An 18,787-nucleotide genomic window follows, 5' to 3' on the forward strand; every position below is an offset into this window, starting at 1 on the left:
GTGTGACGAATCGGACTAGGCGGCGTCCTTGCTCTCCGACTTGGCGTCGCTGTCCTTGCTGTCGGCCTTTTTCTTAGGGGTGGTCGCGTTCTTCACCTTGTCCGTAGTGTCCTTGACCGCCTTCTCGACGCCCTTCACCGCGTTCTCGACCTGCTTGCGGCCGTTCTCAGCGACCTTGTTCACCCGATCCTGGGCGTCCTTGATCGCCTTCTCGGTCTGCGCGCGGGCCTTCTCCGCCGAGGACTTGACCCGAGTGGTCGCGTCGGTCACCGACTTCTCAACCTGACCGCGGGCCTCATCGGCGGCTTCCTTGATCGTCTTGGTGCTGCCCTGCGGTGTCGAATCCGATTCATTCTCAGTGCTACTCAGCTGCTTGGCCGTGTCGCCGGCGTCCTTTGTCGAACCGGTGAGATCCGGCAAGTTGTCGGTGACGGCGTTGAGGTTCACCGTAGGTGTTGACGTGTTGTCCTCCGCGGCAAGCGTGGTGGCAGCGGGTTCAACCTCTGGGGTATTGGCATTGGGCAGGTTGTACGACAGGTTCGCGATGAACGCCGTCAACTGCTCGGTGGCATCCGCGAGTCCGTTCGCCCACGATCCCCAGTTTTCGTTGAGGTAGTTGGTGATCTGGGCACCGATGGGTGCCGCAGTCGCGTTGAACAACGGAGTCAAAATCGTCGACGAAAGCTCCCCGCCTACATCCGGGAGACCGAGCAAAGACGCGAGATTGGTGGTCTGCGTCGGAAGATTCAGGAAGGTATTCGGAACAGCCGCAGGGATGAGACCGTCGTCAGACTCCTGGACTGGCGCCGTGCCGACCTGGAAGGACGGCAACAGGCCGACTGTGAACAGTGACGGGAGAGTGAAACCGAACCCCGTGGAGCCCGCATTTACGGAGCCCAGCGAGTAGACGATTGGCAGAGCCCCCAGCGGCGTGGTCAGAATTCCGATCGTCTGACCGCTGTTGAAGTTGAATCCGTTGGTTCCGACGTAGCTCGCCTGCAACGTATTCAGGCTCGTATAACTCACACCGATCAGCGGAATGGCAAACGTCTGCAGATTGGTGCCGAGGATCGTGGAAACGCCTGTGGCAGTGGGCAGAACGAGACCAGGAGTCGCGACCGTACCGAACGATGCAAGGCCGAGCGGCAATACGGCACCGCCCGCGAAGATCGGGATCGCGACCACCGTTTCACTGGCTGGCACGGATACGCCACCGACATCGATGGTGCCGACAGCCAGCGTCGGCATGGTCGCCAACCATCCAACAGCACCACCAAGCGGCAGAGTGTAGTTGCCCGAACCTGATGGCGCCCAAACTGTCACGGACGGCGTGTTGATGATGTTCAACGGCGAGAGGATCGTGTTGACGGTGCCTTGAATCAAGGGGAAGTCACTCAGGGGTTTCTTGTCGGGCCCCACCGTTAGTCCGCCAAGAATACCGCTAACGAGTGTTGAGGCCGTCAGCCCAGGTATCTGCGCGAAGAGATTGCTGACATTTGTTTGTCCGCTGAGACCGAGTAGCGACCAATCGTATTCAGAGTGGAAGACGGTGTCTGTCACCTGCAGACCTGGTATCAAGTCGCCAAGTCCTGGCACTCCGTTGAGCAACGGCACCGCGTCAAGCCCACTTAGGACGGTATCGACGAGCGCGACGGCCCCGCCACCCAAAGCCAGGGCTGGCGCAGTGAGCACCGCTGCCGGCGCAAGCACAAGGCCCAGCGCCGCATTGATCGCCGTCAGCTCAGTCGGCGAGAGTCCCGACAGTCCGGGAATCGTCGTCAGGTCGGGTGATTCAAAGCTCTCCAAAGTCGTGGTCAGCGCACCGAGCAGACCATCAAGCGTCAGAAGATCGAACTGCTCGGTCTCCGCGTCAAACGTCGGCAGCAGCCCAGCTGGCAACGCGCCCGCGATCGGGTTCCAGAAGTCCGCCGCAGCTCCACCGAAGTTCCCGGCTGCGAAGAGGATGTTGTTGAGACTGTTCGACGAACTGGTGATGAGGTCGGTGTAGTTCGGCCCGGATGCGGCGCTGAGCGCCACGTCCCGCTTCACCGCTGCCGCATTTGCCACCGGAAGAGGGGCAACCCCGGCGGTGAGTGCGGTGACTGTCGCAGTTGCCGCGCCGAGGGTTGCGATCTTCTTTGCGCGCGCACGCGTCTTCCGGTGTTTGACGGCCATCTGACCAGTCCTTTCAGTCACCATCTCAGGTTGCTCTCAGGCAACCTAGCACCTCCGTGATCTAGATCACTAGATTGCTGAAAAATTTCTTTCGGCGTCAGATTTTCGAGCGTGCAAATTCCTGGCAACGCTTCTTTTAGTTGGGTTGCGCTGGGAAGACGCCGCACTTACCCGATCAAGGACCAACTGGCAGACACTGACAGATCTACTGCAGCGTAAGTTGCTGCGTTCGATCACGAAGCGATATCGCAAATTTCGTTGCCTATGCGTGTGCAAACATCGCCTGCCACGGATTCCGTCCCGCCCGCATGGCGCCACTGACCTGGGTTTATGGCACACATCGGCCCGCTGTTGTAACCGCATTGGCCAATGGCATTTACTTACGGCAACGTCATCCGGGATTAGCTGGACAACCGTAGCGCAGACGTTGCCGCAGCCTCGGTCTCACCGACATACCCGCCGCCGAACAGCACCACATGGGCCAGCAGGGGATAGAGCTGGTGCAGCGCGATGCGATCCTGCCAACCGTCCCGCAGTGGTCGCACCGACTGGTAGCCGCGCACGATCTCCTGCAGGTACGGGCAACCGAACAACGCCAGCATCGCCAAATCGGTCTCGCGATGCCCGCCATGGGCGGCAGGATCGATCAACACCACACCGTCAGGCGTCCACATCACGTTGCCGCTCCACAAATCACCGTGTAGCCGGGCCGGCACGTCGTCGTCATCGAACTGCCCCGACCGGCACAGCGCGATCACCTCATCGACCGATGCCCGCCCGGCACCGCTGAGCCGATCTGCCGCGAGGACCGCCATCGGCCCCAACCGTTCGTCGGCGTAGAACTCGCCCCAGGAGGCGTGTGACTTCAGTGACATCGGCAGCGGCTGGGTGAGCGGCCCGAAAAACCCTGGGCCGCTGTGCCCGTCGGGCCCAGACCCGAAGGCCGTAGCTCCGGCGGCGTGCGTGACGGCCAGCCGTTCGCCGAATTCGCGCGCTGCGCCGGCCGAGGGGCCAGCGGACGTCAGCCGCTGCAGCGTCAGCGACGACGCGTCGTGCGCGATCACCGGGACGCACCGCACCCCGCCGGCCGCGGCAAGCCACCGCAGCCCGGCGGCCTCGGCCGCGAAGAATCCGGGCGGCGCATGCGGGTGACGTTTGACGAACTCTCCCGTCACGGCCGGCGCGGCACCCCGACGACCTTCGCCAGAATCCGATCCCGAACGGCGGCAGGGGTGTTCGTCATCAGTGCGACCTGCGCCCGGTTGCCCAGCCCGACCAGGTAGCGCGCCTTGGGTCGACGCGCGGTGAGTGCTTCGACGACGACGGCGACCACCTTGGACGTCGGCACCGCCATCTTTCGCGCCACCGGGACGAACCTCTTCATGCCCGCAACGTGTTTGGCGTACAGGGCGCGATGCTCGGCGGACAACCCGGACTCCACGTCGGCCACCATGTCGTCGGCGGTCCGCCACATGTCGGTGTCGGTCTGTGACGGCTCCACCACCACAACGCGAATCCCCCACGGCCGCAGTTCGATCCGCAACGCGTCCGCGCCGGCCTCGAGCGCGAACTTCGACGCCGCATAGGCGCCCAGCAGCGGCACCGACAGCTGCCCGTTGACGCTGGAGATGAACACCACTCGGCCGCCGGACTCCCGCAGCTTTGGCAGCACCGCGCGTGTCACAGCGAATTGTCCAAAGACGTTGACATCGAACTGCTTACGCCAGTCCTCGGTGTCGAGTGTTTCGACGGGCCCGGCGACGGCGATGCCCGCGTTGTTCACCACCGCGTCCAACCGCGTCGGCAACGCGTCGGGCAACGCTGCGACGTGGTCGGCGTTGGTGACGTCGAGGATCACCGACGAGATGCGGTCTGGGTGCACCGCCGTCACGGCATCGGCGTCGGCTTGCGACCGCACCCCCGCGATCACATCCCACCCGGTCGCCGCGAGGTGCTCGGCAACGGCCCTGCCGATCCCCCGAGCGGCTCCGGTGACAAGAACTGAGGGCATAGGCGTGAGCGTACTTGGCACCGATGTGGGCCTCATCCGTTCACAGCGATGTGAGAATCGACTGATGTCGTGGGGGCAAGGAGCGTGGGGGTACGCGAAACGGCTCGGTCCCGTGCTGTCGGCTGTCTGCGCGGGGCTGGCTGCGGTGCTGCTGGTGTGGTCGATGGGCCTTGCGTTGTGGAGTTGGCTGCTGGCGGCGCCCTCACCTGCGCTGGGAGCGTGGGAGAGGTACCACTACAGCCCCTGGGGTTCGGATTCCCTCGGCGGGCAGACACCCCAGATGATCGCGGTGACCGTATGTGCCATCTCGGCGGTGCTGCTGATGTGTGTCCTGGTCGCATGGCGGTTGCGCCGCACTGAACTGGCCGTGTGGGCGCTGCCGGCACTCGTGGCCGTGGTGGCGCTCGGTCTGATGTATCTGCGCAGCCGCGGGCTGGCCGAATTCGTCGGCTGGCTGCAGGGCTACCCGCACACCGCCCAGATGCCCGCGGCGCTGGCCGCGTGGCGGCTGGAGGCGCTTGCAGTCATCGCGCTGATCGTCGGCTGTCCGGCCTACGTGCGGCTCGCGCGACGTTCCTGGCGGCGGCGGGCGGTCGCGGGCACCGTGCTCGGGCTGGTGCTCGGGATCTCCGCGACGACGCTGGCGTTGTATGCCGGTGACGACCGGCGGTTCGTCGACGCGTCGGTGACCACCGCGCCGGTCCCGGAGCTCGCGGTGCCGCCCGCACTGGGGACGAAACACTTCACGGTGCAGATCGCCGCGGTCAGTGAACATCACCGGCGCTGGTTCGTCCAACCGGTCGTCGGTGGCTTCGTCACGCTCGGGGACGGCCGCATAACGGCCTTCGACGGCAAGGGCAACGAGCGGTGGCACTACCGCCGGTACGGGCCGGGCGAATCACAGGTCTCCTCGGTGCAGGTTTTCGACGACGGGCGCACGGTCGTCGCAGGCCTCGGCTCCCACCCGTCAGTGCTGATCGGGTTCGACGCCGCGTCAGGCAGGCAGCTGTGGTGGTCCTCGGACCAGGCGTTGATCGGCACCTATCGCGCGGTATCCGACCGAACCGTCGTCGTACCACGCCCTTATCTGCTCGACTACAACGTCAAGGCACAGACCTGGACGCGGTTCGACACCCGCACCGGCAGGCCCATGTGGACGTCTCCGGTGCCGGAACCGCAGTGCCAGTACCGTTTCGACGCGGCAGGACGCTCGCCGCAGGCGCTGCTGTGGTGCCCCGACGGCGGACACGACACCGTCCGGTTCACCTCGGTCAACCCCGATACCGGCGAAACCGCCTGGGAGACCACGTTCTCCCCCGAACCGCCGTTCAAAGGTGTCAGCGCGGCGCTGGCCGGGCGCGAAGGCAACGTGGTGTGGGTCTACCGAGGCAACGAGCAGAGCACGAGCTTCTACATCAACGCGGCGACCAAGCAGGCCCATCAGCTGGCGTCCGCGGTGCGTCCAATTGTCACGGTGGACGACGCCGACGATTTTCTTGCGCTCGTCGGCAACCGGCTGTCCCTGCGCGGCGCCGACGGCATCGAACAGTGCGCATTCTCCGATGGCCCACCGCTACTTCATGTCGACGGCAAGGCGATCATCCTCAAGGAGCAGACCGTCTTCGGGATGAGCCCGGGCCTGCAGACCTACTATCCCAACACGTGTGCGCCGCTCAGTTCCATCACCCTGCCGTCGATACCGGAGGCTCTCGTGGCAGCACCCGGCGTGGTGTTGGTGGTCCGGACCGACGCCACCGGAACCTGGATCGATGGCTACGCCTGAGGGCAGGATGGATGCCGTGCCTCAGTGGGATCCGGATGTCGCAGGTGTCGTGGTCTTTCCCGGCGGCCACCGGGTGCGAGGCCGAGGACTGCGCGCGGGACCGCCGCCTGAGCCCGCCGATTTCGGCGTGTATCTCACCGGAACCGAGCATCTGGAGAACGCCTGGGAATCCCGGTGGGTGCGGTGGCCGGACTTCTGGCTGCCGCATTCCACCAGTGAGGCGGTGTCCGCGGTGCGGGAGGCCTTCGCGCGAGCGGGTTCCGAGCGGGTCGAAATCGCCTGCAAGGGCGGGACCGGACGCACCGGCACCGCATTGGCTTTGATGGCATGTATGAGCGGTGTGCCGCCGCGCGAGGCCGTGACATGGGTCCGGCAGCACTATCGACCGCGGGCTGTCGAAACACCGTGGCAGCGCCGGTGGATCATCAAGACCGCGCCGACCGCTGTGAATCACGACCACTACGGCGGATAGGGCAACACCGCCTGGCTTTCGGCGATGTCGGGGTCGCGCCGGCCGCGGTACTGCGCCCCGGGCCCGGCGCCGATCACCAGCAGCACCCCGAGCGCCTGGAGAATTGTCGGCTTCTGGTGCAGGACAAGCAGTCCGATCACCACACCGAACGCAGGCTCGAGGGCCATCAAGGTACCGAAGGCCGTGTGGGTCATACGGCGCAGTGACAACATCTCCAGCGCGAACGGAAGGATGGGGAAGAGCACTGCCAACCCGATCGACGCCGCGATCACGGTGAGGGTCAGATGTCCTGCCGCTTGCGGGATCCCGACGACGGCGGTGGTCGCCGCGGCGATGGGCACGGTCAGCGCCAGACCTTTGATGCCGCTGAACCGGTCCCCGATGCGCTGCGTCAGCATGATGTAGACACCCCAGCCCACGGCGGCAGTGGCCGCGAACCCGATCCCGGCGAGATTGATTGTGCCGTGCCAGGGTTCGGTGAGCAGCACGACGCCGGCCAGCGCCAGCACCGGCCAGGTGAGTGCCTTCTTGTCGTGGCCGCGCAACGCCGCGACGGTGAGCGGACCGAGGAACTCGATTGCCACGGCGGTGCCGAGGGGAATACGTTCGATGGCTGCCAGGAACATCACGCTCATGAGCCCGCTCGCGACGCCCAGCCCCAGCAGGGCAGGCAGATCCGCGCGGCGGATCTCACGCAACGGCGGCCGGGTCAACGCGAGGAAAACCAGGGCGCCCGCGGTGAGCCTGAGCCAGGCCGTACCCGCGGCCCCGACTGCGGCGATCACGTCGACCGACAACGCCGCACCCAGCTGCACCGACAACATCGCTGCGACGGCCAGGCTCCACGGCGGCACGGCGGTGACGCGGGAAGTGGATGTAGTTGTCACGATCGGTTTCTGAAGGACTTCCAGTCACCGATCGCGGCCAGGCGGCGACGCTGCTGCGCGGCGGCGCCGGCATCCAACGCGTGGTTGCGCTCTTCGAGATTGCCGATGACACGGCGACGGTGATCGACCGGATTGTGGTCGTCGTACTTGAATTTCGCGTCGACGCGGTGCACCGCGAGGCGCAAACCGCGGATGCCGGGGAGCATGCGCGCGTACGGGCCGTCGTCGACCGCGACAGCGGCGTATCCGCCCTCGGGCTGGAAGTCACCCAGTTGCGCGGTCAGGATCTCGACCTTGCCTTCGGCGTCGTCGATCACCGTCGGCCGGCAGACGAACTGCAGAGCGGTGTAGTAACTCGTCGGCACACCGTCCTCGTCGGGTCCGCCCGCCTTGGCCCGCCAATACGTCGGGATGTAGGCATAGTCCCCGATCACCGCGAGCCGCACCTCGGTGGCGGCTTCCAGGTGGGGCCAAACCGGGTTCGGCCGTGCCAGATGGACCAAGAGCTCCTCACCCGCGACGGTGAAGTGGGTGGGCACCACGCTCGGGGCGTGTGCGGGGTCGACATTGTTGACCACGAGCATCCCGAAGTGGTCGGTATGGGCAAGCCACTCTTGCCATTCGGTGGTGCTCAACGCGGAATCCCACGGGTGGATCAGCATGTTCGGTCTCCATTGCTCAGGATGCGGCGCGCGACACGGACATCCGGGCCCAGACGGCGCAGCTCAGTCGTCAGCTCCTCGGCCGCCGCGGCGAGTTGCTCGTCGGTCATCGCGCCGAGCACGTCGAGGATGAACAGCGCGCTGGTGGTGTCGTCACGCAGCTGGGTGCGACGCGCCTGTCGCCAGTTCCACCGGCGACAGGTCACGCCGGCGTCGTCGCACCAGACCACCTCCCCGGGCTCGGGGTGTTCGACGACCGACTCCCCAGCGGCGGTGGTGTCGAACTGCTCGGTGCCGGTGGCGCGGATCAACTGTGGCGCACCGCGATACCGGGAAAGATCCTCGCCACCGACGGGCAGCTGATGCAGCACCGAGATGGCGTTGTAGATGTCGGTGAGCCGGTTGACCCGGGGCAGACCGGATTCAGCGCGGCGGGTCAGTGCCTCCACACTGTTGCGGGTGCGCTGAGGCTTGGCGCCGAACGCGCGGTACGCCTCACGCCACGCCGCCACGTGCGGCAGTTGATCCACCGGCTGTACGGAAAGGGCTTGGCGGGCGGAGGATTCGGCGCGTTGCAGCAGCGCATCGCTGGCCTCGTCGCTGGGGCCGGGCACCAGGCCGTCGACCGCTAGCAGCAGGGCCCGGTAGTCGGGGCGCAGGTCGTAGACCGCGGAGTCGACGCGGGCGCCGTCGAGGAACACGTCCAGAGTCTCAGCCATGGTGACCTTCCGATGGCGCCGGAGCACTGCCGACGCCTGGTTCGAACACCGCGAGCGCGAAACGAGCGGGCTTCTTGTGGGAGTTTGTATAGGAGTGGTCGACGTCGCCGGGGAACGCGACGGCATCCCCGATGCCGAGCTCGATCTTCTGGCCGTCGACGTCGACCGTGATCGCGCCGTCGAGCACATGCACCAGTTCTTTGGTGCCCGCGGCGTGCGCTTCACTGGCGTGCTGGTCCCCCGGCCCCAAGGACCAGTCCCACAACTCGACGACGTTCGGCGGCGTGGTGCCGGCCACCAGCACACCGCGCCCGCCGGCCGCACCGCTCCACAACTCGGCGCCGCCGCCGCTGCGGGTAACCTTGACGGCCTTCGGTTCCGGCGGCTCCACCAGTGCGGGCAATCCGACACCGAGCGCATCACTGAGCCGAAGAAGCGTCCCCACACTGGGATTGACCGCACCCTGTTCGACACTGACCACCATGCGCCGGCTCACCGACGCCGCGTCGGCGAGCTGGTCCAATGTCCAGCCCCGCGCCTGGCGCTCCTGCTTGACCCGTGCGCCGATCGCGCTCGCGAGCTTGGCAGCCTCGATGTCCACGTAGTGCACTATAACGCACTATTGGTGCACTGCATACCTCGCTTCCGACACAGTGATCTCGCGGCGGGGAGCGTCTGCGCAGTACGGTGGTGTCGTGACCCGTTTTGCCGATCATGCAGTGAGATGGTCGCCGCGGGAGGCCGAACTGCTGGCGGTGACGCTGCAACTGCTGCAAGAGCACGGCTACGACGGCTTGACACTGGATGCCGTGGCCGCAACGGCGCGCGCCAGCAAGGCAACGGTGTACCGCCGCTGGCCCACCAAGGCCGAACTGGTGTTGGCCGCGTTCATCGAAGGCATCCGCCAGGTCGCGGTGGCGCCCGAGACCGGCACCCTGCGCGGAGATCTCCTGCAGATCGGCGCCGTCATCTGCGAGCAGGCACAGACTCATGCCGGCACCATCCGCGCTGTGCTGGTTGAGGTTTCACGCAATCCGGCGCTCAACGAGGTCATGCAGCACCAGTTCCTGGATCAGCGCAGGGCCGTGATCCAGCACATCCTGGGACAGGCGGTCGACCGCGGCGAGATCGAGGCCACCGCGGTTAGCGAAGACCTGTGGGATCTGTTCCCCGGCTATCTGATCTTCCGGACGATCTTGTCGAATCGCGCTCCGAGCGAACACACTGTGCGCGCCCTCGTCGATGACGTGATGATCCCGAGCCTCACTCGACCCATGGGCTAGCGGATGACCATCAATCAGATCCCGAATCGTTTCTATGTTCCTCTTCTGGATCCGCCGGACTCCTCGAATACATCGGGCATGCCGTCGCGATTGTGATCGAGCGCTTCCTGCGCACATACCTTGCGATAGTGCCGGTTTCGCATCATCAATACGATTGAGGCGAGTAACGTCGAAACCACCGAACCGGTCAGTACGCCGACCTTGACGTGCGCATCGCGCTCGGTCCCGGCACCGAAGGCAAGATCGCCAATCAGCAGGGACACGGTGAATCCGATCCCTGCCAGCAAGGCCATGCCGAACACGTCGATCCAGCGCAAGTCACTGTCCAGCCTTGCTCGAGTCACAGCGGACAGCACCCAGGTGGTGCCGAACACCCCAACGGCCTTACCCACCACAAGGCCTACCACTATGCCCATCGCAACCGAATCACTTAGTGCGGTGGAGAAACCGGTAAAGCCGCCGACCGTCACTCCGGCGGCAAACAACGCGAAAACTGGTACGGCGACCCCAGCCGAGATCGGGCGGATACGGCGCTCGAAATACTCTGCCAGTCCCGGGCCCGCGTCGGGGCCGCCCGCGGCTTGGCTGCGCAAAACCGGCACGGTGAATCCCAACAGCACCCCCGCGACGGTGGCATGGATACCGGACTCGTGAACGAACGCCCACGTCGTGACCGCGAGCGGCAGCAGTATCCACCAGGACCGGACCCTCCGTTGGACACAGACTGCGAACAACGCCAACGGGATAAGTGCGAACCCCAATGCGGCGAGATCCACGGTGTCGGTGTAGAACACAGCGATCACAGTGATTGCCAACAGGTCATCGACAACAGCCAAGGTCAACAGGAACGTCCGCAGCGCGGCAGGCAAGTGCGTCGAGATCACCGCCAATACCGCGACCGCGAAGGCAATGTCGGTGGCGGTTGGGATCGCCCATCCACGTGTCGCCCCTTCACCGGCGGCCGCATTGAACGCTAGAAAGATCATAGCGGGCACGACCATTCCACCGAGCGCGGCGGCGACAGGAAGCGCTGCGCGAGCGGGGTCGCGCAGGTCTCCCGCGACGAACTCGCGTTTCAGTTCCAGACCGACGACGAAGAAGAAGATCGCCAGCAATCCGTCTGCAGACCAGGTCGCCAACGTGAGGTCAAGATGCAGCCCGAGCCGGTCGGTCCCGAGCCGTAGCTGTCCCAGTTTGTCGTAGTACTCTGCCCACGGCGAATTGGCCCATATCAAGGCTATAGCGGTAGCCAGCAGCAGCAATGCCCCGCCGACAGTTTCTTTGCGCAGGATGTCAGAAATGCGCGAAGTTTCCGACCACGATCCACGAGCGAACAACGCACGCTTCGTCGCAAACTGTGATCGGTTGTCGGACAAGCAAACACCTCGTCTGGTCAATTCCTACGAAGCACACGCGTTCTATGCTGACGCCCGTGCTGCCGACCAGACTTCCCGGCACACCTGTAGGACAACCCTACCGCGCTCGCGAGCAGGTCGCGACCGTCGTGTGCACGCATACTGCACACAACAGCCTGCGCTCAGAGCCGTGCATGCCGGTCGGGTCATGGGCGATCTATCGAGTACATCCTGCCGCACCAATGCCGACCACCGCCGCATGTGTCGACATTTGAGACCGCGACGGCAACGCGGCACCTCGGCAAGACAGGACAACGCAAGTACACCCTGGTCGTTAACTTGCGATCGGGACACCGGGCCCGTTTTTACGGAATCTTGACGGGCACACGATCCGCGCCGAAATCCACATGACCCAACCGAGTGGGGCATGCTCGAGATTCTGGTGCGCAATCGTGGGAGGCTCGTCGGACGCGAAGAGTTGTTGCGCGAGCTGTGGGGTACAGCCGCCCGACCGAACCAGATCCATCACCTTCGGGTGTACCTTGCACAGCTACGACGCAAACTCGAGGACGACCCGTCACGCCCTGTTCACCTGCTCACCGAATCCGGTATGGGCTATCGATTCGAGGTGTAACCCTCTTCGCCGTTCGCGTCAGGTGTTCTTCGCAATGAACCGGCGAAACAGTGGCCACGCGATCACCAGGTTGTAGATGAGGCCGCCGAGCAGATACGGCCACCACACACCATGGTCAGACGCCACCCAGAATGCCTTGGCTGCCCAATAAGGAGGCAGGACACCGAAGGCCAGGTTCCACGCCGAATCGATGAACCACGGCAGACAGGGCAGGCCGGCGATCAGCATGCCCAAGGCCCGCACCATCGCGATGCCTTGAATCTTGTTGCCCGCCACCGCGACGATCGCCAACAGGGTGACCACGGCGGACAATCCTGCGACCAGGCCGATCGGCAGCAGGGCCGGAATCAGCCCTGGTTCGAGGATGCCGCTGAGCGACATGGTGGCGACCACGTAGGCTGTGGTGACGAGCATGACCGTGCCGGCGCGGTAGCCGAAGAAGACCGAGAGCGGCACCGGGGTGACACGCAACGCGCTCAGCGTGCCCGCGTCGACCTCGTCGAGCACCAGAAAAGCCGCGAGTGCGCCCGCGATGATGATGCTGGTCAGTAGGAGGAACGCGGTGAGCACCAACGGGTAGTACGGCACCAGGTCGAAGTCGTAGCGCCGGGATAAGAGGTCGGTCACCCGTGGGGTGAGCACCGCGACGCCGGTTGTCCAAATCACCGGCGCCACAACGAGCATCACCAACAGCGGGTCGCGATACGCTCCCCGGAGGTCGTTGAGGCCGAACGCGGCGACCGCTTTGCCGACACGGACGGGAAGGACGCTGGTCACAGCACACCTGACCTTTCGATGACGTACCGGTCGAACATCACGCGGGCCACCCGGCCCAGCACCCCCAGACACACCAGCGGATAGACCAAGGCGTAGGTGATCTGACCGGTGGTCAGATTCACCTGGTCGAACGCGGCGCCCAGCAGCAGAAGTGGTCCCTGCGTGGGAATCACATAGAGCATCGGGTTCGGCCACAGGCCTGAGTAGAAGATCAACGGCGGGACGAGCATGATCGCCAAGGGGATGGTTGCCGTGAGAAACCAGTCGGTCACCGAGCTGAACGGCAGCGAGCTGAGGAATCCGACCACCAGCATCAGCAGGGTTCCCAAGATCACCCCGAGAACCAACGGCGCCGGACGGTAGTTCAGTCCGTCGGCGATGGTCGTCACCGCGACGGCCACGAACAGCGAAATGGCAACCAGCACAATAAGTTTGGCGGCCAGGTATTCCCAGAACCGCAACGGCGTGCAGATGACGGCCCCGAGCGTGCGTTCCTGTTTCTCGAAGAACACCGTGGCGCCCACAAAAAAGAACCCGATGATCGCGATGTCGCCGACAAGCACATAGGGCTCGGCAACCGGACGCAGGTTGTGCGGCATCGGCAACAGCACGGCCAGCCAGATCAACCCCGAGAAGATCCCGGCGTGCAGGAATTTCTGCCGGAACTGCAGCGTCAACTCCAACCGCAGCGCGGTAGCCAGCCTGGTCATGTGAGCCGCCGTCCCGTCACCTCGACGAAGACGTCGTCGAGGCTGGCTTCGCAACTGTGCATGGTCTCGATGTGATGCCGGCGCAGGACAGCGCGGAACTCTGGGTCATCGGCGAGCCCATCCATCGCGAACTCGACGGTGTCGAGCCTGCCCTCATCGTCGCGGTATTGCACCCGTACACGGCGCTTGCTGCGCGCGATCTTCAACTCGGCGGGGGTGTCGAGGGCGACGATGGCACCGTCGACGACAAACGCCACCCGGTCACAGAGCTCCTCGGCGGTGGACATGTCGTGTGTGGTGAGGAATATGGTGCGCCCCTGGGCTTTCAGATCCAAGACGATGTCTTTGACGTTGCGGGCGTTGACCGGGTCCAGGCCTGATGTGGGCTCGTCGAGAAACAGCAGTTCCGGGTTGTTGATCAGCGACCGCGCAAACGTCAGCCGCATCTGCATACCTTTGGAGTACTTGCCGACTCGCGTGTGCGCGGCATCGGTCAAGCCGACCGAATCGAGTAGCGCCATAGGGTCCGCGGTAGGCCCGTCATAGAGCGCGGCAAAGAACTGTAGATTCTCCAGCCCGGTCAGCTTTTGGTAGTGGTTGGGCAGTTCGAAGGACACGCCGACACGCTGGTAGTAGTCCGGCCCCCAGTCCAATGGGTCACGGCCCCACACGGTGGCCTGACCACCGTGCCCACGTAGCAGTCCTATCAGCAGCTTCTGCGTGGTGGATTTCCCGGCGCCGCTCGGCCCCAGGAAACCGAAGATCTCCCCGCGCCCAACGGTGAAGTCCATGCCCCTGATCGCGGGTTCGGTCCCCTTTGGATACGTGAAGGTCAGGTCGCGTACGCAGATGACTTCGGTTGCGGTCTCTGAACGGACCACTGTCGGCACAATTGCCATGGGTGCCTCGGTCGCCTTTCGGTCAGCGCGGGCCGCCGACAATGCGACGGGCACCGCGAACAGCGGTTTACACCTTTTCCGACCAGGCTTCCCGGAACACCACATACGACCGTACTAAACTTTCAGTAATTTGTGAAGATAATTGGCATGGAGGAAATCCCGGTGTCGAAACCATCAGACGCGCAGCACGCCGCCGAACAACTCGCCTTGGTGCTCTCCAACAACGGATTACAGCGCATGACCGCCCGTGTACTGGCCACGTTGCTGTTCGCCGACCAACCCAGCGTGACCATGGGCGAGCTCACCGAAACGCTCACCGCCAGCGCCGGGGCGGTGTCAGGTGCTCTCAAGGTGCTGACCTCCGTGGGGCTCGCCGAACGGGTGCCCGTGCCGGGCAGCCGTCGTGATCACTTCCGGCTGCGCGACAACGCCTGGGCGCTGCTGTTCACGAACCAGAACGACACCATCGCGGCCATGCAGGCTGCCGCCGACGCCGGGATCGCCGCCACCAACCGTGACGGTCCCGCCCGCCAACGGCTGACCCAGATGCGCGACTTCTATGCCTTCCTGATGGCTGAGATTCCGGCGATCTTGGACCGCTGGTACCAACACGGCAGCGATACCGAGCAGGGCCGCTGATCCGACGCGCTGGGTGTTAGGTTAGACGACGGTGCGCCGGGAAGCCTGGTCGGCAACGTCGTCATTCCTACGAAACCCGGAGCTTTCCGTATGAACCGACCCGCCGCTCAGACCGCCATCGGGCCCATGGTGATTGTCGCCGCCGACCAGTACGAGCCTTCACCGTTGATCCGCGACCCGTGGGCCCGGCGCATGCTGCCCACCGGTGCACGGATGGCGGCAGGCGCCGCGCGGTTGTCCGTGGTGCGCCGTTCACTCATGGCGGCCACCGACAAGAAGTTCCACGGCGGCTGGGCCGGCTTCCTGTGTCGAAAGCGCTTCATCGACGACTGCCTCCGAGCTGCCGTCGGCGAAGGAATATCTGCTGTCGTCATCCTCGGCGCCGGTTATGACACACGCGCCTACCGCATGCCGGAACTGGCCGACATGCCCGTGTGCGAGGTCGATCTCCCGGACAACATCGCCGCCAAAACGGCCGCCGTGCAACGCTGTTTCGGTCGCGTGCCGACCACCGTCACGCTGCTGCCCATGGACTTCGAAACCGCCGATCTGACCGCGCGGTTATCGAACACCGGCTTCAGCCGGGCCCAACCCATCTTCTATGTCTGGGAGGCTGTCACGCAGTACCTCACCGAGTCTGCGGTGCGTACCATCATGGACCACCTTGCCGGAGCGGCACCGGGCAGCGCTCTGGCGTTCACCTACGTGCGCAGGGACTTTCTCGACGGTCGCACGATGTACGGCGCCGAGAACGGCTATCACGACTTCGTGGTGAAACAGCAGTTGTGGAAGTTCGGCCTGGATCCCGACGACGTTGCGGAGTTTCTGGCCGAATACGGATGGCACCAACGCGAACAAGCCGGTTCGGACGAGTACACGGACCGCTATCTGGCCCCGGCCGGAAGGAATCTGCCTGTGTCTCCGATCGAACGGGCGGTCTACGCCCTGTGCTGACACGCAGACCCGTACCCCTTACCGCTCTCGGCGAGAAGCCTTGTGGGAGTATTTTTTCAGCTGACGGCGCGTCGGCTTCCCGCACGAACTACATCTCGAGGTGTGCCCGACAAACTGCCGCGACGGCTTCGGAGTGTCCTGAGAGGTGGACCTGCGCGGCGGCTTGGCGCCCGAACAAGTACAGCAACAACTCACCAGGGGTGCCACTGAGCCGCGCAATGGGTTCGCCCGGGTGGACGTAGATCGATTCGTCTGTTCCGGCCCAGTCAATTTCAAGTCCGACCCCACTCAACCGGCGACACAAATAGCGGCTGCCGTGGCGGATGTTGCGCCACAGGGCGGCTTCGAACTCGGGCGACAGAACGCGCGGGCCCAACCCGTTGGCTCTGCGCACATCCTCGTGGTGAACGAAGAACTCGTTGAGGTTCGCTGTGCGACGGACGATCCCGAGGCGAAAGAACCCGGGCGGCGGGCCCGACCGGATCAGAGCGACAAGATCCTCGAACGTGTGCGACGTCGCCACTTCGATCCGGCGTCGCTCGGCAAAACGTTGGAACCGACCGGGAAGCACCAAACAAGGGCCGCCGATGCGGTCTCGTTCCCGCAGGACCAGATGGGCAGCAAGGCCGCACGCGGTCCAGCCTTTGATCAGCGTGGGCGCGTCTGCGCCCACTGCCTCGAACAGATCGCAGAGTTGGCGTCGTTCATGTATGTCGAACATAGGATCAGCCACGTCACCGTCCTGCCAACGAGCCCGCGATGCGAGAACATTCCGCGCTAGGTCATGCCTACGAAACGGTCGATGTCGTTGACGCGGCCGGTCACCAAAATAGTGTCGTCGTAGGCTAATTCGGTGTCGGCGGCGGCGTAAGTGAAGGGTTCGTCTCCGCTTTTCACCGCAACCACGGTGATACCGAACTTCGACCGTATCTTCGTTTGGCCGAGCGGGAGGCCGACAACGTAATGCGGCGGATGGATCTTGGCGATGGCAAAGTCGTCGTCGACCTGGAGATAATCCAGTAACTGCCCTGAGACGAGGTGAGCCACCCGCTCCCCGGCTTCGCGCTCGGGAAACACCACATGCGTGGCTCCTACGCGTTCGAGGATGCGGCCGTGGTGGGAGGTGATCGCTTTCGCCCAGACGTCCTCGACTTCGAGTTCAACGCGCGATGAGGTGATGAGGATGCTCGCCTCGATATCGGTGCCCACCGCCACCACGGCCCGATAGAACTCGTCGACCCCGAGCTCGCGAAGCGTGGCGATATCGGTGCAGTCGGCCGCCACCACCTGGGTGAGGTGCCCTGAGAGTCCCTGCACGACCTTGACGGATTCATCGATGGCCAGCACCTCCGTCCCGCGGCGGGTCAACTCCGACGCGATGGCGGTGCCGAATCGGCCGAGTCCGATGACAACTACCGGCTCGTTTCGCTGATCAGCCAACGACGGTCCTTTCCATCGGTCGTTCGTAGCGGCGCTCGCGTTGCCGCAGCGCCAACGCCGAGGCCAACGTGAGTGGGCCCAGACGCCCGACGTACATCAACACGATAATGAGCCACTTGCCGGTATCAGGAAGATCCGCGGTGATGCCTGTCGAGAGCCCCACCGTGCTCAAGGCCGATACCGCCTCGAACAGCACCTGGTCGAGAGGAAAGTCGGTCAGGGTCAACAGCGTGAACGATGCAGCGGTGCTCAGCACAACAAACAGAACAGCCACGGCCAACGCTTGCCGTTGATTGTCGGCGGGCACCTGCCGCACTCCGACATTGACGCGGCTCTCACCGCGCATCTCCGCCCACAATACTACGGCCAACAAACCAAACGTCGTCACCTTGATCCCCCCTGCGGTGCTGGCGCTCCCGCCGCCGATGAACATCAGCAGATCGGTGAACAACAGCCCTTCTGAGCTCATGGCACCGATGTCGATCGCGTTGAATCCCGCGGTGCGCGGCATGGTTGCGGTGAACACGGCCGCCAACAGCCGGGTGCCGACAGGCATCGAACCCAGCGTGTCGGGATTGTGCCGCTCGACGGCCGCGATCACCACCGTGCCGACGATCAACAGCGTCACAGTGACGCTGACCGTCAACTTGGTGGTCACCGACCATGCCCGGAGGTGCCGCCAAGCACGCGCCAACTCGAACACCACTGGGAAACCCAACCCGCCGACGATCACTGCCGCGCTGACCGGCAGCATGACCCACGCGTCGGCAACATAGCCGACCAGACTGTCCGCATTGAGTGAGAAGCCGGCGTTGTTGAACGCCGATACCGAGTGAAACACTCCGTGCCACAAGGCTCCCCGCACCGTGAACTGCCCGATGACGATGAAGCGAGCCACCAGTATGGCCGCTACGACCGCTTCACAGGCCAGGCTGAAGAGGATCACGTTGCGTACGACGCGGCCCACATCACGCGGTGTCAACGTCCGGGTCTGGGCTTGGGCGACCAACCGGGCCCGCAACCCCAACCGCCGCGACAACAGAACCACCATCAACGAAGCAACCGTCATTATGCCCAAACCACCGAGTTGGATGAGCACCAGAATCACGACTTCTCCGAAGGTCGACCAATACGTCGCGGTGTCGACGGTGATCAGCTCGGTCACACGCACACCGCCGAGGTTGCGGTGAACACCGCATCGAGCACACTCGCGCCGACGCCGGATTCCGTGGCCGCTGGCAGCGCCAACTATGCACTGCCGATTGCGATCGCCGCGGCGAACGAGGCCATGATGACCCGGCCCGGATGGAATCGTTCCGCGTTGCCGGCCACGCGGCGATGCTACGTCGTGCGGATTGGCTGTGGTAGCTGGCCCTGGCCTGCGGGC

Annotated in this window: 19 protein-coding genes and 1 pseudogene; 6 read left to right on the top strand and 14 right to left on the bottom strand. The window is 64.5% G+C overall.

Translation table 11 applies throughout. The features are described from left to right. Positions 1 to 15: 15 nt before the first annotated feature. The 3 genes from G6N67_RS10315 to G6N67_RS10325 form a co-directional block, all read right to left on the bottom strand. Positions 16 to 2,175, bottom strand: coding sequence for a hypothetical protein (locus G6N67_RS10315; RefSeq protein WP_036432384.1), 2,160 nt, complete (start codon positions 2,173 to 2,175; stop codon positions 16 to 18). Positions 2,176 to 2,576: 401 nt separating this feature from the next. Then, complete coding sequence (locus G6N67_RS10320; RefSeq protein ID WP_036432383.1) at positions 2,577 to 3,350, bottom strand: fructosamine kinase family protein; 774 nt, start codon at positions 3,348 to 3,350, stop codon at positions 2,577 to 2,579. Further along, on the bottom strand, positions 3,347 to 4,186 hold the full coding sequence (locus tag G6N67_RS10325) for an SDR family oxidoreductase (protein ID WP_036432381.1): 840 nt from the start codon (positions 4,184 to 4,186) through the stop codon (positions 3,347 to 3,349). The genes G6N67_RS10320 and G6N67_RS10325 overlap by 4 nt, the downstream gene beginning before the upstream one ends. A gap of 64 nt (positions 4,187 to 4,250) precedes the next feature. Here G6N67_RS10325 and G6N67_RS10330 point away from each other — a divergent pair, with 64 nt between their 5' ends. After that, positions 4,251 to 5,969 carry a BamB-related PQQ repeat family beta-propellar protein gene (locus G6N67_RS10330; RefSeq protein ID WP_036432379.1) on the top strand — a complete coding sequence of 573 codons (1,719 nt, stop codon included), beginning with the start codon at positions 4,251 to 4,253 and terminating at the stop codon, positions 5,967 to 5,969. Further along, positions 5,956 to 6,441 (top strand): protein-tyrosine phosphatase family protein, encoded by a 486-nt coding sequence (locus G6N67_RS10335; protein ID WP_308289835.1) that lies wholly within the window; start codon positions 5,956 to 5,958, stop codon positions 6,439 to 6,441. The genes G6N67_RS10330 and G6N67_RS10335 overlap by 14 nt, the downstream gene beginning before the upstream one ends. Here G6N67_RS10335 and G6N67_RS10340 read toward each other — a convergent pair. Genes G6N67_RS10340 through G6N67_RS10355 form a run of 4 tightly spaced genes read right to left on the bottom strand, consistent with a single transcriptional unit; the run spans position 6,429 to position 9,310 of the window. Then, complete coding sequence (locus tag G6N67_RS10340; protein ID WP_197747960.1) at positions 6,429 to 7,328, bottom strand: EamA family transporter; 900 nt, start codon at positions 7,326 to 7,328, stop codon at positions 6,429 to 6,431. The genes G6N67_RS10335 and G6N67_RS10340 overlap by 13 nt on opposite strands. Next, complete coding sequence (locus G6N67_RS10345) at positions 7,325 to 7,990, bottom strand: FMN-binding negative transcriptional regulator (protein ID WP_036432375.1); 666 nt, start codon at positions 7,988 to 7,990, stop codon at positions 7,325 to 7,327. Before G6N67_RS10345 ends, G6N67_RS10340 begins: the two co-directional genes overlap by 4 nt. Then, positions 7,984 to 8,709: a B3/B4 domain-containing protein gene (locus G6N67_RS10350; RefSeq protein WP_036435451.1), complete on the bottom strand. Its 726-nt coding sequence runs from the start codon at positions 8,707 to 8,709 to the stop codon at positions 7,984 to 7,986. The genes G6N67_RS10345 and G6N67_RS10350 overlap by 7 nt, the downstream gene beginning before the upstream one ends. Then, complete coding sequence (locus G6N67_RS10355; protein WP_197747961.1) at positions 8,702 to 9,310, bottom strand: helix-turn-helix domain-containing protein; 609 nt, start codon at positions 9,308 to 9,310, stop codon at positions 8,702 to 8,704. The genes G6N67_RS10350 and G6N67_RS10355 overlap by 8 nt, the downstream gene beginning before the upstream one ends. 94 nt (positions 9,311 to 9,404) lie before the next feature. Here G6N67_RS10355 and G6N67_RS10360 point away from each other — a divergent pair, with 94 nt between their 5' ends. After that, on the top strand, positions 9,405 to 9,992 hold the full coding sequence (locus tag G6N67_RS10360; RefSeq protein ID WP_036435449.1) for a TetR/AcrR family transcriptional regulator: 588 nt from the start codon (positions 9,405 to 9,407) through the stop codon (positions 9,990 to 9,992). A 32-nt stretch (positions 9,993 to 10,024) separates the two neighbouring features. Here the strand turns inward: G6N67_RS10360 and nhaA are convergent, their stop codons facing one another. Beyond that, entirely contained in the window at positions 10,025 to 11,368 is a 1,344-nt protein-coding gene (nhaA, locus tag G6N67_RS10365; protein ID WP_036432373.1) for a Na+/H+ antiporter NhaA, read from the bottom strand. 391 nt (positions 11,369 to 11,759) lie between these two features. Here nhaA and G6N67_RS10370 point away from each other — a divergent pair. After that, positions 11,760 to 11,981, top strand: a pseudogene (locus G6N67_RS10370) (winged helix-turn-helix domain-containing protein); the annotation flags it as partial. Between the two features lie 18 nt (positions 11,982 to 11,999). Here G6N67_RS10370 and G6N67_RS10375 read toward each other — a convergent pair. Genes G6N67_RS10375 through G6N67_RS10385 form a run of 3 tightly spaced genes read right to left on the bottom strand, consistent with a single transcriptional unit; the run spans position 12,000 to position 14,367 of the window. Continuing rightward, entirely contained in the window at positions 12,000 to 12,758 is a 759-nt protein-coding gene (locus tag G6N67_RS10375) for an Rv2686c family ABC transporter permease subunit (RefSeq protein ID WP_036432371.1), read from the bottom strand. Further along, entirely contained in the window at positions 12,755 to 13,468 is a 714-nt protein-coding gene (locus G6N67_RS10380) for a fluoroquinolone export ABC transporter permease subunit (protein ID WP_036432369.1), read from the bottom strand. Before G6N67_RS10380 ends, G6N67_RS10375 begins: the two co-directional genes overlap by 4 nt. Then, positions 13,465 to 14,367 carry an ABC transporter ATP-binding protein gene (locus G6N67_RS10385; protein WP_051578911.1) on the bottom strand — a complete coding sequence of 301 codons (903 nt, stop codon included), beginning with the start codon at positions 14,365 to 14,367 and terminating at the stop codon, positions 13,465 to 13,467. Before G6N67_RS10385 ends, G6N67_RS10380 begins: the two co-directional genes overlap by 4 nt. A gap of 237 nt (positions 14,368 to 14,604) precedes the next feature. Here G6N67_RS10385 and G6N67_RS10390 point away from each other — a divergent pair, with 237 nt between their 5' ends. After that, the gene (locus G6N67_RS10390) at positions 14,605 to 15,006 is read left to right on the top strand and encodes a GbsR/MarR family transcriptional regulator (protein WP_230022197.1); all 402 of its coding nucleotides are present in this window, start codon (positions 14,605 to 14,607) and stop codon (positions 15,004 to 15,006) included. A gap of 90 nt (positions 15,007 to 15,096) precedes the next feature. After that, complete coding sequence (locus G6N67_RS10395; RefSeq protein WP_036432365.1) at positions 15,097 to 15,960, top strand: SAM-dependent methyltransferase; 864 nt, start codon at positions 15,097 to 15,099, stop codon at positions 15,958 to 15,960. Positions 15,961 to 16,048: 88 nt separating this feature from the next. Here G6N67_RS10395 and G6N67_RS10400 read toward each other — a convergent pair whose 3' ends face one another. Genes G6N67_RS10400 through G6N67_RS10410 form a run of 3 tightly spaced genes read right to left on the bottom strand, consistent with a single transcriptional unit; the run spans position 16,049 to position 18,565 of the window. Beyond that, positions 16,049 to 16,693: a TIGR03085 family metal-binding protein gene (locus tag G6N67_RS10400; RefSeq protein ID WP_051578677.1), complete on the bottom strand. Its 645-nt coding sequence runs from the start codon at positions 16,691 to 16,693 to the stop codon at positions 16,049 to 16,051. Positions 16,694 to 16,737: 44 nt separating this feature from the next. Further along, the gene (locus tag G6N67_RS10405; RefSeq protein ID WP_036432361.1) at positions 16,738 to 17,400 is read right to left on the bottom strand and encodes a potassium channel family protein; all 663 of its coding nucleotides are present in this window, start codon (positions 17,398 to 17,400) and stop codon (positions 16,738 to 16,740) included. Further along, positions 17,393 to 18,565 (bottom strand): TrkH family potassium uptake protein, encoded by a 1,173-nt coding sequence (locus G6N67_RS10410; RefSeq protein ID WP_308289834.1) that lies wholly within the window; start codon positions 18,563 to 18,565, stop codon positions 17,393 to 17,395. The genes G6N67_RS10405 and G6N67_RS10410 overlap by 8 nt, the downstream gene beginning before the upstream one ends. Positions 18,566 to 18,787 lie beyond the last annotated feature (222 nt).

It is taken from the genome of Mycolicibacterium mageritense, from assembly GCF_010727475.1.
Lineage (GTDB): Bacteria > Actinomycetota > Actinomycetes > Mycobacteriales > Mycobacteriaceae > Mycobacterium > Mycobacterium mageritense.

Bases quoted from the DNA above. Each gene is read 5' to 3' on its own strand.
- G6N67_RS10315 (WP_036432384.1), bottom strand. From the start codon at position 2,175: ATGGCCGTCAAACACCGGAAGACGCGTGCGCGCGCAAAGAAGATCGCA.
- G6N67_RS10325 (WP_036432381.1), bottom strand. From the start codon at position 4,186: ATGCCCTCAGTTCTTGTCACCGGAGCCGCTCGGGGGATCGGCAGGGCC.
- G6N67_RS10330 (WP_036432379.1), top strand. From the start codon at position 4,251: ATGTCGTGGGGGCAAGGAGCGTGGGGGTACGCGAAACGGCTCGGTCCC.
- G6N67_RS10335 (WP_308289835.1), top strand. From the start codon at position 5,956: ATGGCTACGCCTGAGGGCAGGATGGATGCCGTGCCTCAGTGGGATCCG.
- G6N67_RS10345 (WP_036432375.1), bottom strand. From the start codon at position 7,990: ATGCTGATCCACCCGTGGGATTCCGCGTTGAGCACCACCGAATGGCAA.
- G6N67_RS10350 (WP_036435451.1), bottom strand. From the start codon at position 8,709: ATGGCTGAGACTCTGGACGTGTTCCTCGACGGCGCCCGCGTCGACTCC.
- G6N67_RS10380 (WP_036432369.1), bottom strand. From the start codon at position 13,468: ATGACCAGGCTGGCTACCGCGCTGCGGTTGGAGTTGACGCTGCAGTTC.
- G6N67_RS10385 (WP_051578911.1), bottom strand. From the start codon at position 14,367: ATGGCAATTGTGCCGACAGTGGTCCGTTCAGAGACCGCAACCGAAGTC.
- G6N67_RS10390 (WP_230022197.1), top strand. From the start codon at position 14,605: ATGACCGCCCGTGTACTGGCCACGTTGCTGTTCGCCGACCAACCCAGC.
- G6N67_RS10395 (WP_036432365.1), top strand. From the start codon at position 15,097: ATGAACCGACCCGCCGCTCAGACCGCCATCGGGCCCATGGTGATTGTC.